This is a genomic window from Erwinia artemisiae, assembly GCF_051400835.1.
Taxonomy (GTDB): domain Bacteria; phylum Pseudomonadota; class Gammaproteobacteria; order Enterobacterales; family Enterobacteriaceae; genus Erwinia; species Erwinia aeris.
This window is the reverse complement of record NZ_JBLFFM010000002.1, coordinates 397,328-412,713: the sequence shown is the minus strand read 5'-3', so window position 1 is coordinate 412,713 and position 15,386 is coordinate 397,328. Positions and strand designations below refer to the sequence as shown.

The 15,386-nt window shown below is 54.0% G+C and carries 9 protein-coding genes and 7 tRNA genes; 4 read left to right on the top strand and 12 right to left on the bottom strand.

The features are described 5' to 3' along the window. The 12 genes from ACMGEE_RS06545 to nagB form a co-directional block, all read right to left on the bottom strand. Positions 1–75 (bottom strand) — tRNA-Gln (locus ACMGEE_RS06545). Between the two features lie 41 nt (positions 76–116). After that, positions 117–191: transfer RNA gene (locus ACMGEE_RS06540), tRNA-Gln, on the bottom strand. Between the two features lie 7 nt (positions 192–198). Beyond that, positions 199–275, bottom strand: a tRNA-Met gene (locus tag ACMGEE_RS06535). Positions 276–311: 36 nt separating this feature from the next. Next, positions 312–386: transfer RNA gene (locus ACMGEE_RS06530), tRNA-Gln, on the bottom strand. 37 nt (positions 387–423) lie between these two features. Then, positions 424–498: transfer RNA gene (locus ACMGEE_RS06525), tRNA-Gln, on the bottom strand. 19 nt (positions 499–517) lie between these two features. Next, positions 518–602 (bottom strand) — tRNA-Leu (locus tag ACMGEE_RS06520). Between the two features lie 11 nt (positions 603–613). After that, positions 614–690: transfer RNA gene (locus tag ACMGEE_RS06515), tRNA-Met, on the bottom strand. A gap of 207 nt (positions 691–897) precedes the next feature. Then, the gene (gene asnB, locus ACMGEE_RS06510) at positions 898–2,565 is read right to left on the bottom strand and encodes an asparagine synthase B (protein ID WP_436829819.1); all 1,668 of its coding nucleotides are present in this window, start codon (positions 2,563–2,565) and stop codon (positions 898–900) included. Between the two features lie 284 nt (positions 2,566–2,849). Next, entirely contained in the window at positions 2,850–3,602 is a 753-nt protein-coding gene (locus tag ACMGEE_RS06505) for an HAD-IIA family hydrolase (RefSeq protein WP_253461076.1), read from the bottom strand. 32 nt (positions 3,603–3,634) lie between these two features. Beyond that, positions 3,635–4,855 (bottom strand): DNA-binding transcriptional regulator NagC, encoded by a 1,221-nt coding sequence (gene nagC / locus ACMGEE_RS06500; protein WP_301729842.1) that lies wholly within the window; start codon positions 4,853–4,855, stop codon positions 3,635–3,637. A 7-nt stretch (positions 4,856–4,862) separates the two neighbouring features. After that, entirely contained in the window at positions 4,863–6,011 is a 1,149-nt protein-coding gene (nagA, locus tag ACMGEE_RS06495; protein ID WP_253454903.1) for an N-acetylglucosamine-6-phosphate deacetylase, read from the bottom strand. A 41-nt stretch (positions 6,012–6,052) separates the two neighbouring features. Further along, positions 6,053–6,853, bottom strand: coding sequence for a glucosamine-6-phosphate deaminase (gene nagB / locus ACMGEE_RS06490; protein WP_125288579.1), 801 nt, complete (start codon positions 6,851–6,853; stop codon positions 6,053–6,055). A 321-nt stretch (positions 6,854–7,174) separates the two neighbouring features. On the opposite strand from nagB, the gene nagE reads away from it, so the two are divergent. From nagE to ACMGEE_RS06470, 4 genes are all read left to right on the top strand, one after another. Beyond that, the gene (gene nagE, locus ACMGEE_RS06485; RefSeq protein WP_369894989.1) at positions 7,175–9,121 is read left to right on the top strand and encodes a PTS N-acetyl glucosamine transporter subunit IIABC; all 1,947 of its coding nucleotides are present in this window, start codon (positions 7,175–7,177) and stop codon (positions 9,119–9,121) included. Positions 9,122–9,262: 141 nt separating this feature from the next. Beyond that, positions 9,263–10,930: a glutamine--tRNA ligase gene (gene glnS, locus ACMGEE_RS06480; RefSeq protein WP_253454899.1), complete on the top strand. Its 1,668-nt coding sequence runs from the start codon at positions 9,263–9,265 to the stop codon at positions 10,928–10,930. A gap of 255 nt (positions 10,931–11,185) precedes the next feature. After that, the gene (gene chiP / locus ACMGEE_RS06475; protein WP_436829818.1) at positions 11,186–12,589 is read left to right on the top strand and encodes a chitoporin ChiP; all 1,404 of its coding nucleotides are present in this window, start codon (positions 11,186–11,188) and stop codon (positions 12,587–12,589) included. 102 nt (positions 12,590–12,691) lie between these two features. Further along, on the top strand, positions 12,692–15,349 hold the full coding sequence (locus ACMGEE_RS06470) for a beta-N-acetylhexosaminidase (protein WP_436829817.1): 2,658 nt from the start codon (positions 12,692–12,694) through the stop codon (positions 15,347–15,349). The last annotated feature ends 37 nt before the right edge of the window (positions 15,350–15,386 follow it).

Sequence of the window (15,386 nt, the reverse complement as noted above, 5' to 3'; positions counted from 1 at the left end):
TGGCTGGGGTGCAGGGATTCGAACCCCGGAATGCTGGTATCAGAAACCAGTGCCTTACCGCTTGGCGACACCCCAATTTTTTGGGTGCGATCCGCTTGGGCAGATCGTCTTTTTTATGGCTGGGGTGCAGGGATTCGAACCCCGGAATGCTGGTATCAGAAACCAGTGCCTTACCGCTTGGCGACACCCCAATAAAATTGGTGGCTACTACGGGAATCGAACCTGTGACCCCAGCATTATGAGTGCTGTGCTCTAACCAGCTGAGCTAAGTAGCCTAATTTTACTGCGTTACAACTATACTACATTCTGACTGGCTGGGATACCTGGATTCGAACCAGGGAATGCCGGTATCAAAAACCGGTGCCTTACCGCTTGGCGATATCCCAATGTCCGTACACAAGTCACAAAACCATCAGAACAAACTGGCTGGGGTACCTGGATTCGAACCAGGGAATGCCGGTATCAAAAACCGGTGCCTTACCGCTTGGCGATACCCCATCCGTGCAATGCTTCGAAATGGTGCGGGAGGCGAGACTTGAACTCGCACACCTTGCGGCGCCAGAACCTAAATCTGGTGCGTCTACCAATTTCGCCACTCCCGCTAAAAAAAAGATGGTGGCTACTACGGGAATCGAACCTGTGACCCCAGCATTATGAGTGCTGTGCTCTAACCAGCTGAGCTAAGTAGCCATCTTTTTTCGCGTTACCTTCATCGGCGTTGCGGGGCGCATTATGCTAAGTTGGCCTGAAAGCGTCAACAAGTTTTTTCCCGTTTTTTCGCTGAAGTGATTCGTTTGTCTGGCTTATAACCAGTATGGCGACTAATTCAGCAAAGCCAGCGTTTTTTTAAACAATTACGGGCCGCTGGCGGCCCGATTTGTGAATAAAAGCCGTAAGTTATTTATAGGCGGACTGATGAACGCCTACCGCACGACCGGAAGGATCGTCCATGGTTTTGAACGCTTCGTCCCATTCAATCGCTTTTGCCGAAGAACAGGCGACGGATGGACCGCCCGGCACGCATTCAGCCGCGCTGGGAACCGGAAACAGCTCTTCAAAAATTTCCCGATACAGATAGCCTTCTTTTGAGGTCGGCGTGTTGTACGGAAAGCGGAAATGCGCCGTTTGCAGCTGCTGGTCGCTGACCTGTTTCGCCGCGACTTCTTTCAGCGTATCAATCCAGCTGTAGCCTACGCCGTCGGAGAACTGCTCTTTTTGACGCCACGCCACGCTTTCCGGCAGATAAGAAGAGAAGCATTCACGCAGGATATGCTTTTCCATTTTGCCGTTGGTGCCGCACATTTTGTCCGCCGGGTTGATGCGCATCGCCACGTCGAGGAATTTTTTATCCAGGAAAGGCACGCGTGCCTCCACGCCCCAGGCCGACATCGCCTTGTTGGCGCGAGCGCAGTCGAACATATGCAGCGCCAGCAGCTTACGCACGTTCTCTTCGTGAAACTCTTTAGCGTTGGGGGCCTTATGGAAATAAAGATAGCCGCCAAAGACTTCATCGGCGCCTTCGCCGGACAGCACCATCTTAATGCCCATCGCTTTAATTTTACGCGACATCAGATACATCGGCGTGGAGGCGCGAATAGTAGTCACATCATAAGTTTCGATGTGATAGATAACGTCGCGGATCGCATCCAGGCCTTCCTGCACGGTAAAGTGGATCTCGTGGTGCACCGTGCCCAGATGGTCGGCGACGGATTTCGCCGCTTTCAGATCCGGCGATCCTTCCAGACCTACCGCGAAGGAGTGCAGCTGTGGCCACCATGCTTCGCTCTTGTCCTGATCTTCGATACGCTTGGCCGCGAATTTTTTGGTCACGGCGGAAATAATAGAGGAGTCCAGGCCGCCGGAAAGCAGCACGCCATAAGGCACATCGGACATCAGATGGCTTTTCACGGCCTCTTCCAGCGCATCTTTCAGCGCCGTCGCGTCAGTTTTGTTGTGCTCTACCGCCTCATAGCTGAACCAGTCGCGCTGCCAGTAGCGGCGGATCTCGCCATCGGTGCTGGAAAGGTAGCTTCCCGGTGGGAATTCTTTAATTGATTTACAGACCGGCACCAGCGCCTTCATTTCTGAAGCAACAAACAGGTTGCCGTGTTCGTCGTTACCCATATACAGCGGAATGATGCCGATATGATCGCGGCCAACCAGGTAAGTGTTTTTTACGCTGTCATAGAGGATAAAGGCGAACATGCCCTGCAGGTCGTCCAGAAAATTGACGCCTTTTTCCTGATAAAGCGCAAGAATAACTTCACAATCTGATTCGGTCTGAAACTCGTAGCGGTCACTCAGCTCTGCACGCAGCGCCTGATGGTTATAGATCTCACCGTTTACCGCCAGCACGTGGGTGTGGGCTGCGTTGTAGAGAGGCTGCGCGCCGTTGTTGACGTCCACAATAGAGAGACGCTCGTGGGCCAGAATCGCGTTGTCACCTGCATAAACGCCTGACCAGTCCGGGCCGCGATGACGCATAAGACGAGAAAGCTCCAGCGCTTTCTTACGCAGTTCAACCGGATCGCTTTTGAGATCCAACACGCCAAAAATAGAACACATAGCTAACTCCCTAACGACAAACCGCAACGGTGATATTGATGAAAAAAGGCATAGTTAACGGCGATTTCTTCGCCCGATAGATAAGAAAATGCGCCAGATTGAGAGAGTGTGCAAGCCTTTTAGCTGTTTTCTGATAAATAGCCTGTTGCATCGCGCTTAAATTTGATGATTATGCAATATATAGCGCTATTTTTTGTGGAATCGATAATAAATATCAAAAAGCGGTCAAAAAACAGACAGTCGAGAAGGGTAAAAAAGCCCGGCGCGTTGGCCGGGCTGGCGATTCAGAGAATGTCGATGTCCGCGACCGACGGGAAGACCCAGCTGGGCCGGAAAGGCATGGCGTCAATATCGCTCAGGGTGGAAACGCCGGACAGCACCAGAATAGTTTCCAGACCGGCCTGGAAACCAGCCAGAATGTCGGTACGCAGATTATCGCCGACGATCACCGTCTCTTCGGAGTGCGCCTGCATCTTGTTCAGCGCCGCGCGCATAATCCACGGGCTGGGTTTACCCACGTAAAAAGGCGTCCGGCCGGATATTTTCTCAATCCCCGCGCACAGCGCGCCACACGCCGGGACAAAGCCACGGGCGTGCGTATCGGGGTTGGTTGCGATAAAGCGCGCGCCGTTCGCCACGAAATAGGCGGCCTTATGCATCATATCCCAGTTAAACGAGCGCGTTTCGCCCACGATAACAAAATCGGGATTGATGTCGGTAATGGTAAAACCGGCTTTATAAAGCTCATGCACCAGCGCCCCTTCGCCAACCACATAGGCTTTCTTGCCTTCCTGACGGCGTAAAAAATCGGCGGTAGCCATCGCTGAGGTATAAAACACGCTTTCCGGCAGATCGATGCCCGCCGAAGAGAAGCGGTTAGCCAGATCCAGCGCGGTTTGCGAAGGGTAGTTGGTCAGCACCACCAGCGGCATCCCTTTAGCCAGGATGCGCTGCAGGAAATCGTTAGCGCCGGGTACGGCGGTATTATCGTGCATCAAAACGCCGTCGATATCGCAGATGACGTTTTTGATAGCTATTTTTTCGCTGTCGTTCAGGGTTAGAGCGCTCATCAACTTTCCATTAAATGTTGTAACAGGATGCCGTTAAGCATGGCACGCTTTGCCAGCGCGAAAGCGCCTATGGCAGAACGATGATCGAGCTCAGAACGCACCACCGGTAAATTCTGGCGGAAAGCTTTCAGCGCCTGAGTGTTGATACAGCCTTCAATAGCGGGCAGCAGGATTTTATCTGCTTCAGTGATCTCGCCCGCAATCACCACTTTTTGCGGGTTGAACAGATTAATGGCGATAGCGATCGCCTTGCCTAAGTGGCGTCCGACGGATTCTATCACTTCGGCTGCCAGCGCGTCGCCGCGGTTGGCGGCCTTGCAAATTTTCGGCATCACACAGTCATCCAGCGTCAGCGTGCTCGGATAACCCTGGGTAAGCAGATGACGGACGCGATTTTCTATCGCGCTGTTGGCCGCCAGGGTTTCCAGACAGCCGAAATTGCCGCAGTGGCAGCGCTCGCCCAAAGGATCGACCTGGATATGGCCCAGTTCGCCCACGTTGCCGTTACTGCCTAAAAAGATATGACCATTGGTGATGATGCCTGCGCCCGTACCGCGATGGACTCGCACCAGAATCGAGTCAGCACAGTCGCGAGACGCACCAAAATAGTGCTCGGCAAGCGCCAGGCTTCGGATATCGTGACCTACAAAGCTGGTGACGTTGAAACGCTTTTGCAGATTGGCGACCAGCGGCCAGTGATGAACCGCGATATGTGGCATATAGCGGATAACGCCGTTATTAGGATCGACCAGACCTGGGAGGATAACGGCGATGGCGATCAGCTCGCGCAGCTTGCGCTGATACTGCTCGCAGAAACTGGCGATAGCGTTGAACAGCGCATGTTCCAGCGTTTCCTGGGTGCGTTCCGGCAGCGCGTAGTCCTCCTGCGCCAGCACTTTTCCACTCAGATCGAACAGGGTAAGCGTGGCGTCATTGCGGCCCAGACGGATGCCGATAGTATTGAAGCCGCGGGTTTCGGTGACGATAGAGATAGCGCGGCGGCCGCCGGTAGAGGCCTGCTGATCCACTTCTTTGATCAGGCCGCGCTCTATCATCTGGCGAGTGATTTTGGTGACGCTGGCGGGCGCTAGCTGGCTATGTTCGGCAATCTGAATGCGCGATATAGGGCCTTGCCGATCGATAAGCCGGTAAACGGCCGCGCTATTGAGTTGCTTAACAAGATCGACATTTCCTATTTGAGCCTGGCCGCCAGTGGTCATTCAGTTTCTACTCGCTTAAGACTTCGTCACCATTAACGACAGTCTGGATTATTTGATAGTCACGGGTGAACACCGTCAGGTTCGCGACTTTTCCGGCTTCGACGGAACCTAACTTATCCTCCACACCCATAGCGCGGGCTGGGTACAGCGTTGCCATCCTGATCGCCTCATCCAGCGCAATGCCGACATGTTCGACGCTGTTCGCGACAGCTTCAATCATGGTCAGCGCAGAGCCGCTGAGCGTGCCGTTTTCGTCAACGCAGAGTCCATCCCGATAGTATATTGTTTTTCCTGCAAAAATGAACTGGTCAATCTGCGCGCCCGCCGGCGCGGTGGCATCGGTGACCAGGATTAGCCTGTCGCCTTTGAGGCGTTTTGCATTACGAATATTAACGTAGTTGACGTGTAAACCGTCGGCGATGATGCCGCAGTAGACGTTGGGCGAGTCAAAAAGCGTACCGATTAAGCCTGGCTCACGGCCGGTCAACGGCGGCATAGCATTATACAGATGGGTGGCAAAACTGATGCCGGCGGCAATACCCTGGCGCGCCTCTTCGCTGGTGGCATAGGAATGGCCAGCGGAAACCACGATGCCCGCCTGATGCAGCTGGCGGATCACGGCAGAATCAACCTGTTCCGGTGCCAGGGTGATTTTGGCAATCACATCGCTGTTTTCACACAGATAATCGACCATCGCTTTTTCCGGGGGACGGATCAGCGCCGGATTATGCGTGCCTTTTTTGAGTGGATTCAGCCAGGGGCCTTCCAGATGCAGGCCGAGCGCCTGGTTAGCGTTTTGCGCCAGGTAAGCGCGCATCACTTCCACCGCGCGTTTCATCAGCTCGTCGCTGCTGGTGATTAGCGTCGGCAGGAAGCTGGTACAGCCCGACTTCTCGTTAGCTTTTTGCATAATCGCCAGCGTTTCAACGCTGATAGCGGCGATATCATCATTAAACTGCACGCCGCCGCAGCCGTTAAGCTGCAAATCGATAAAGCCGGGAGCAATCAGCGCGCCGTTTACATCACGCCGGGTGATATCCGCAGGCAGCTCTTCCAGCCTGCAGACACGGTCAATCAGGCCGTTGGCGATGACGACGGCGTGATTATCCAGTACTTCGTAGCCGGTAAAGATACGGCCATGGGTTAAAGCATACATAATTTTCTCCCGGCCAGCGCCGATAGCCTTGTGCAGATGAGTTACAGATTTTCCATATTTTCCGCTTCCATTTCGCGGAAATATTTAACCGTTTTCACTTTCAGTTCCATCGTCGCGGGCTCGTCGCAAACCACGATCGATTTGGCATGCAGCTGCAGGCAGCTGATGGTCCACATATGATTAACGTTGCCTTCGACGGCTGCCTGCAGCGCCTGCGCTTTCAGGTGTCCCGTCACCAGAATCATCACTTCCTCCGCGTCCAGCAGCGTGCCCACGCCAACGGTCAGCGCATATTTCGGTACCTGGCTGACGTCGCCGTCAAAAAAGCGGGAATTCGCCAGGCGCGTATCGTGCGTCAGCGTCTTGATACGGGTACGGGAAGCCAGCGATGAAGCGGGTTCATTAAAAGCGATATGCCCGTCGTTACCTACGCCGCCCATAAACAGGTGAATTTTACCGTAAGCGCGGATTTTCTCTTCATACTGGCGACATTCTGCGTCAATATCAGGCGCGTTGCCATTAAGAAGATTGATATTTTCACTTTGAATATCAACGTGATTGAAAAAGTTGCGGTACATAAAGCTGTGATAGCTTTCCGGATGCTCTTTCGGCAGGCCGACATATTCGTCCATATTGAACGTAACGACGTGTTTAAAGCTGACCTGGCCCGCTTTATGCATTTCAATGAGATGACGATAGGCTTCCAGCGGCGTGCCGCCCGTGGGTAAACCCAGCACAAACGGACGCTCTGCGGTAGGTTGAAACGCGTTGATACGGTTTACAATATGGCGGGCGGCCCATTTACCGACCTGGTTTGGCGTCGCAAGAGGGATCAATCTCATTTTTTTACCTCGTTATAAGCAATTTAAGGAAATATTTTACACCGGTTTCACTGTAGTAAGCGTAATCTGCATAATCAGTAACGGGCGCGAAACAGCACCACGATCATTTTTTTCATCATAAAATAAGTGGGCGGGGTTCGCCAGCATAAACCGCGTTAAAATAGCTTCTTTGGTGATAAATATCACAAATGCTATGGTTTTAATTTGCGCAGCGAATTAATTTTTCCTTACACTGCGTCGACTAATGATTGGTGGCATTCAGAGCAGTCCGCTCAATAAAAACTGCACAACGGGCGCCTGGCGGCTCTCATAGGGGGAATAGTGAATATTTTAGGGTTCTTTCAAAGGCTGGGGCGCTCTTTACAGCTACCGATAGCCGTATTACCAGTGGCGGCGCTGATGTTGCGCTTTGGTCAGCCCGATCTGTTGAATATGCCGTTTATCGCGCAGGCTGGCGGGGCGATTTTTGACAATCTGGCATTAATCTTTGCTATCGGGGTGGCTTCTACATGGTCTAAAGATAACGCAGGCGCCGCCGCGCTGGCAGGCGCCGTGGGCTACTTTATTCTGACCAAAGCGATGATCACCATTAATCCGGCGATCAATATGGGCGTGCTGGCGGGGATCGTGACTGGCCTGGTAGCGGGCGCCACCTATAACCGCTGGGCGGATATCAAGCTGCCCGATTTTCTCAGCTTTTTCGGCGGCAAGCGTTTCGTTCCTATCGCAACCGGCTTCTTCTGTCTGATCCTGGCCGCTGTGTTTGGCTACGTCTGGCCGCCAGTGCAAAACGCCATTCATGCGGGCGGCGAGTGGATTGTCTCGGCTGGCGCGTTTGGCGCAGGCGTCTTCGGTTTCGTTAACCGCCTGCTGATCCCAACGGGTTTACATCAGGTACTGAATACCATCGCCTGGTTCCAGATCGGCGATTTCACCAACGCCGCTGGCGCCGTTTTCCATGGCGATATCAACCGTTTCTATGCGGGCGACGGCACGGCGGGCATGTTTATGTCCGGCTTCTTCCCAATCATGATGTTTGGCCTGCCCGGCGCTGCGCTGGCCATGTATATGGCCGCGCCGAAAGCGCGTCGTCCTATGGTTGGCGGTATGCTGCTTTCGGTGGCGGTTACCGCTTTCCTGACCGGCGTGACGGAGCCGCTGGAATTCCTGTTTATGTTCCTGGCGCCGATGCTTTATCTGATCCACGCCATCCTGACGGGCATTAGCCTTTATATAGCGACGGCGCTGGGTATCCATGCCGGTTTCTCTTTCTCTGCGGGCGCAATCGACTATGTGCTGATGTATAACCTGCCGGCGGCCAGCAGCAATGTCTGGGTGCTGCTGGTGATGGGCGCTATCGCATTTGTGGTTTACTTTGCGCTGTTCAGCGCGGTTATCCGCATGATGAATCTGAAAACGCCGGGCCGTGAGGATGCGACCGTGCAGCCGGAGGAAGAGGCTAACAGCAACACGGAAGAGGGGCTGGAACAGCTTTCCCGCCACTATATTGCCGCCGTCGGCGGGTCGGAAAACCTGAACGTTATTGATGCCTGTATTACCCGCCTGCGTCTTTCCGTAAAAGATGCCGCGCAGGTAAACGATGCGGCCTGTAAGCGTCTGGGCGCTTCGGGCGTGGTGAAGCTGAACAAGCAAACCATTCAGGTTATTATCGGTGCCAAAGCGGAATCCGTGGCGGAGACGATGAAAAAAATCATTGCCAAAGGGCCGGTTGCGCCAGTTGCGGTCAGCACCGTCGCCGCGACCGTCGCGCCAACCACGCCGCCTGCACCGGCTGCTGCTGCAAAGGGCGTGCTTGAAACGCTGCTGGCGCCGGTAAGCGGAGAAGTTGTGGCGTTGGAGCAGGTGCCGGATGAGGCTTTCGCCAGCAAGGCGGTCGGCGAGGGCGTAGCCATCAGGCCAACCGGCAGTACGGTGGTTTCGCCTGCCAGCGGCACCATCCTGAAAATCTTCAACACCAACCATGCTTTCTGTCTGGAAACGGAAAAAGGCCTGGAAGTGGTGGTGCATATGGGCATCGACACCGTCGCGCTGGAAGGAAAGGGCTTTACGCGGCTGGTAGAAGAGGGCGCGCAGGTTAAAGCGGGTGAACCAATTCTGGAGATGGATCTGGCCTGGCTTAACAGCCATGCGAAATCGATGATCAGTCCGGTCGTGGTCACCAATATTGAAGATTTTAGCGGTATCAGGCTGGTTGCGGGCGATACCGTCATTGCGGGCGAAAGTCCACTTTGCGAAATTACCGGCTGACGGCAGCGGTAAAAAAACGAGGGCGGGAAGCAATTCCCGCCCTTTTTTATGCGATACGCTAACAAACGGTTGTTTCCCTGAACGGCTTTGTGGATCATACTCCGTTATTTCACGCACTAAAGTATTCCAGAGGATATTAAGATGAGTGAGGCTGAAGCCCGCCCAACTAACTTTATTCGTCAGATCATCGACGAAGATCTGGCGAACGGTAAGCACACCAGCGTGCATACTCGCTTCCCGCCGGAGCCGAACGGCTATCTGCACATTGGTCACGCCAAATCAATCTGCCTGAACTTTGGCATCGCTCAGGATTACCAGGGCGAGTGTAATTTGCGTTTCGACGATACTAACCCGGTCAAAGAAGACCTGGAGTATGTCGAATCAATCAAGCGTGACGTACAGTGGCTGGGCTTCGAATGGAGCGGCAAGGTCCGTTATTCCTCTGACTATTTTGACCAGCTGCATCACTATGCCGTTGAGTTGATTAATAAAGGCCTGGCCTATGTAGACGAGCTGTCGCCGGAGCAGATCCGTGAGTATCGCGGCACCCTGACCTCGCCGGGTAAAAACAGCCCGTACCGCGATCGCAGCGTAGAAGAGAACCTGGCGCTGTTTGAGAAAATGCGCAACGGCGAATTCGCCGAGGGCAGCGCCTGCCTGCGTGCCAAAATCGATATGGCCTCTAACTTTATCGTCATGCGCGATCCGGTGCTTTATCGCATTAAGTTTGCCGAACATCATCAGACCGGCAACAAGTGGTGCATCTACCCGATGTATGACTTTACCCACTGCATTTCCGACGCGCTGGAAGGCATTACGCATTCGCTTTGTACGCTGGAATTCCAGGACAACCGTCGCCTGTACGATTGGGTGCTGGACAATATCACCATCCCGACGCATCCGCGCCAGTACGAGTTTTCGCGCCTGAATCTTGAATACGCCATCATGTCCAAGCGCAAGCTGAACCTGCTGGTAACCGAAAAAATCGTGGAAGGCTGGGACGATCCGCGCATGCTGACCGTTTCCGGTTTGCGTCGTCGCGGTTATTCGGCCGCCTCGATCCGCGAGTTCTGCCGTCGCATTGGTATCACCAAGCAGGACAACATTGTTGAGATGGCCTCGCTGGAATCCTGTATCCGCGACGATCTCAATGAAAACGCGCCGCGTGCTATGGCCGTTCTCGATCCGGTTAAGCTGGTGATCGAGAATCTGCCGGCCAACTATGAAGAAATCATCACCATGCCGAACCATCCGAACAAGCCGGAGATGGGAACGCGTGAAGTGCCGTTCAGCCGTGAGATTTATATCGATCGTGCGGATTTCCGTGAGGAAGCCAATAAGCACTACAAGCGTCTGGTGCTGGGTAAAGAAGTTCGTCTGCGTAACGCTTACGTTATCAAAGCCGAGCGCGTGGCTAAAGATGAAGCAGGCAACATCACCTGCCTGTTCTGCACCTGCGACGTCGATACGCTGAGTAAAGATCCGGCTGACGGCCGTAAGGTGAAAGGCGTTATCCATTGGGTATCCGCCGAGCATGCGCTGCCGGCCGAGTTTCGTCTTTACGATCGTCTGTTCAGCGTGCCGAATCCTGGCGGCGCCGAGGATTTCCTGACCACGATCAACCCGGACTCGCTGGTTATCCGTCAGGGCTTTGTCGAGCCTGGCCTGAAGGCTGCCGAAGCGTCCAGTCCGTTCCAGTTTGAGCGTGAAGGCTATTTCTGCGCGGACAGCGTTTACTCCAGCAGCAGCCATCTGGTGTTTAACCGCACGGTAGGCCTGCGCGATACCTGGGCTAAAAGCGGTGAATAAGTCATAATTTAATAAAAAAGCAGCCTTCAGGCTGCTTTTTTTTTGGATAATATATTAATCTGCTTAACGGCTAAAAAACAAATATAATACAACCTGTTTTGCATCATAGTTTACAACGACAATAATTGTTATTAATTGCCAGCTGCCTCACCAGTAAATATAATCAGCGCGCAGTCGGTTAATTACTGTTTGTTATTTTTTATATTTTACGATTATTTATTTATTGTTTATATTTCTTTCGAGAAGGATTTCTCAATGCACTCTGTTAATTTAGCGCGAAAAGCGCTGGCGATGGCTGTCGCCTGCGGATCTGCTCTTGCCGGAAACTTTTATGTTCCTGCTGCTTCCGCCGCCGGGTTTATTGATGACTCGACGCTGACGGGCGGTATTTATTACTGGCAGCGGCAACGCGACAGAAAAGAGATGGATCCGGTTCATAATAAGTATGGCCAGTACACAGAAAATCTTCACCATTCAACTTTTAACGGCAGCCTCGATTTCTCTTCAGGCTATGCGGCCGATTTTATTGGTATAGAGCTGGGCGTGAATGGTTCGCTACAGCTGGCGGGAACCGGGCCTGCCGCGCCGAATGAAATTGCTTTCAGCAACGCAAAAAGCCGCTGGGACGAAAGATTTGATGGCGACGCCGACGGTGCTTCCTTTTATAAAGCCGCTATTAAGCTGAAGCATGATAATTATTGGTTAAGAGCCGGTTATATTCAGCCGCAGGGACAAACATTAATCGCGCCGCAATGGGGGTTTGTACCCGGCACCTATCGCGGATTTGAAGTCGGCTCGGTTTATGATTTTGACAATGCGGGCGCGCTTTCCCTCTCCTATATGTGGACGGATGAATATAAAGCGCCCTGGTATCGTAAAATGTATAATTTTCGTAAACCCGATTTAAAAACTGAAATAAAATATCTTCATTCCATCGGCATAAAGTACGATTTTAAAAACAAACTGGTGCTGGAAGGGGCGCTGGGCCAGGCCGAAAATTATATGGAGCAGTATTTTAGCAAAGTGTCGTGGGCGTTTTCTGTTGCCGGCAACGATCTGCATACCAGCTGGCAATTTTACGGCGCGCGTAATAAGGAACAGGGCGGCGTAAACAATATCAATAATGTTTATAATGGCCTGGCCTGGCTCCAGGCCGTGACGCTGAACTACAAAACCGGCCCGTTCGATTTTCGCGTTGAGGGCACCATGGTAAAAGCCCATGGCAACCAGGGCTTTTTTCTGGCGCGCATGACGCCGGTAGGGGCGACCTCCAACGGACGTAACGACGTCTGGTGGGATTCCCGCAGCGACTTTAACGCCAACGGGCAGAAGGCGCTGTATGGAGGAGTGATGTATGACCTGAAAGGCTGGCAAATGCCGGGCTGGGCGGTAGGTACTTCTTACGCTTACGGCTGGGATGCCCGTCCGTCCACGGATCCGATTTACGATCAAAGCATGCGCCGCCGCGAATCCGCCTGGAATATGGATCTGCGCTACACGGTACAGCATGGTCGCGCCAAAGATACGCAGGTCAACCTGCACTATACCCGTTACAAAAACCACTCTGATATCCCGAGCTTCAGCAACGGCTACGGCAATATGTTCCAGGATGAGAAGGACGTGAGGCTGACCGTGATCGCGCCTTTCACCGTGTTCTGATGCCCCATGCTGCCAGACCCGGCCGCGGCAAAAGCGCATCAGACGGGGAATAAGCGCTTTTCCGCTAACGGCAAAAAATTTAACTAGCGGATGAGGAAAGAGATGAAAAAAGTGAGATTAACACTGGTGGCGACAGCGCTGATGATGGCGATGGCCAGCGGCAGCGCCGTTGCGGATCAACGCGTCGTCGATCAAATCAGCCAGTTTGGCGTAAAGTATACCGTTAACGATAACCATGCCGCGCTGCACGGCGTTGATTGTGCCGCGCTGGGGGCCGACTGGGCCTCCTGCAATCGGGCAACGATTACCTTAACTAACCCCGGCGAAGCGCTAACCAGTAAAGACTGGGTTATCTGGCTGCCCAATATTCGTCAGACGCTGCGGGTGGACAACGACCAGTTCCGCATGGTGCACGTGGTAGGCGATCTGACGCGGCTGGAGCCAACCGAAAAATTCAAGGGTTTCGCCGCCGGTGAATCGGTGGATATTCCCATTGTTAACGAATACTGGCAGCTGTTTATCACGGACGTGATGCCGCGCTGGTACGTTACTTCTGAAAACGCCCAGCCTAAAATCATTGCCAGCACCGATACGGAAGATCTGACCTCGTTTGTCTCGCCAATGGATAACTACTGGAAGCGGACGGCCGACGATCGCAACGTGTTGATGACGCCTGTCAGCCGCTTTGAAAAAAACAGTGATACGGCGCAGCTCGCTGGCGAAGCGCTGCGCGGACAGATCCTGCCGACGCCGCTGCATACTACCCTTCATGCAGAAGATGCCGATTTAAGCCGGGGCGTGCAATTCGAGCTGACCGGGCTTAACGCCGATTCTGCAGAAGCGGTAAGGGATCGTTTTGCGCTGCTGGGTCTGGCAGAAAATGGGCAGGGCTACGTGATTAAAAGCAGGCTTGCACCCGCCGCTTTCACGGGCAACGAGGCGGTTTCCGGCGCCTACAGGCTGAGCGTCCGCGCGCAGGAAGCGCAGGTAGAAGGTTTTGACGAGGCGGGCATCTACTACGGCATGATGTCCATCCTGTCGCTGCTGCCGGCCAGCGGCGAACAAAAGATCGCTACCCTGGACGTCACCGATGCGCCCCGCATGGCCTATCGCGGTATTTTTCTCGATATCGGCCGTAACTTCCACAGCAAAGAGGCGGTGCTGCGCCTGCTGGATCAGATGGCGGCGGTTAAACTCAATAAATTCCATTTTCATCTGAGCGATGATGAAGGCTGGCGTATTGAGATCCCCGGCCTGCCGGAGCTGACTGATATTGGTGCCAGACGCTGCCACGATCTCACGGAGCAGCGCTGTCTGCTGCCGCAGCTGGGATCCGGGCCTTTCGCCGACGCGCAGGGCAATGGCTATCTGACCCGCGACGACTACATTGCTATCCTGCGCTATGCCAAAGCGCGCGGCATCGAAGTCATCCCGGAAATCGATATGCCTGCTCATGCCAGGGCGGCGGTGATTTCTATGGAAGCCCGCTACAACCGGCTGATGAAAGAGGGTAAGACCAAAGAGGCAAACGAGTATCGCCTGGTCGATCCAACCGATACTTCGAACACCACCTCCGTACAGTTTTACGATCGCACCAGCTATCTGAATCCCTGCCTGGATTCCTCCATGCGTTTTGTTGATAAGGTGATTAGTGAAATCCAGGTGATGCATCAGGCGGCAGGCGCGCCGTTAACCACCTGGCACTTTGGCGGCGACGAGGCGAAAAACATCCGCCTGGGCGTTGGCTATACCGATGCGGCCAGTCCCGAAGCAGGCAAGGGCAGGGTCGATTTGAGCAAGGAAGATAAACCCTGGGCGAAATCGCAGGTTTGTCAGGCACTGGTGAAATCGGGCAAGGTCGCGGATATGGATCATCTGCCCAGCTATTTTGGCAAAAAGGTCAGCGAGCGGGTAAACGCGCACGGTATTGAAAAGATGCAGGCGTGGCAGGATGGCCTGAAGGATGCGAAGGGCGCTAAAGACTTTGCGACCAGGCGCATCGGCGTTAATTTCTGGGACACGCTTTTCTGGGGCGGCTTTGACACCGTTAACGACTGGGCTAACAAAGGCTATGAAGTCACCGTCTCCAACCCGGACTATCTCTATATGGATTTCCCTTATGAGGTCAATCCGCTGGAAAGAGGCTATTACTGGGGCACCCGCTTCAACGACGAGCGCAAAATGTTCAGCTTCGCGCCGGACAATATGCCGCAGAATGCAGAGACATCGGTGGATCGCGACGGTAACTTCTTTGATGCTAAATCCGATAAGCCCTGGCCGGGCGTGTATGGGATTTCAGCCCAGCTCTGGAGCGAAACCGTACGTACCGACGAGCAGATGGAATGGATGATTTTCCCACGCGCGCTGGCCGTGGCGGAGCGCGGCTGGCATCGTGCTGCCTGGGAGCAGACTTACCAGGCCGGACGTGAGTATAAAGGCGGCGAAACGCGGCATGTCGATCGGGCGGCGTTGCATAAGGACTGGCAGCGTTATGCAAACCTGCTGGGCCAGCGCGAGCTGCCGAAAATGGATAAAGCCGGGATCCACTATCGTCTGCCGCAGCCGGGCGCACGTCTTGTCGCGGGCAAGCTGGCAGCCAATATCGCCCTGCCGGGCGTGGCTATTGACTACTCGCTGGACGGTGGCAACAGCTGGCAGCGCTATCATGACAGCGCCCGTCCGTCGGTTTCCGGCGAGGTGTTGATCCGCGCCGTCAGTAGCGACGGCAAGCGCTTCAGCCGCGTGGAAAGCCTGAAATAGGCGGGGCGCAGGCAAAAAAAAACCGGCGAGCGATCGC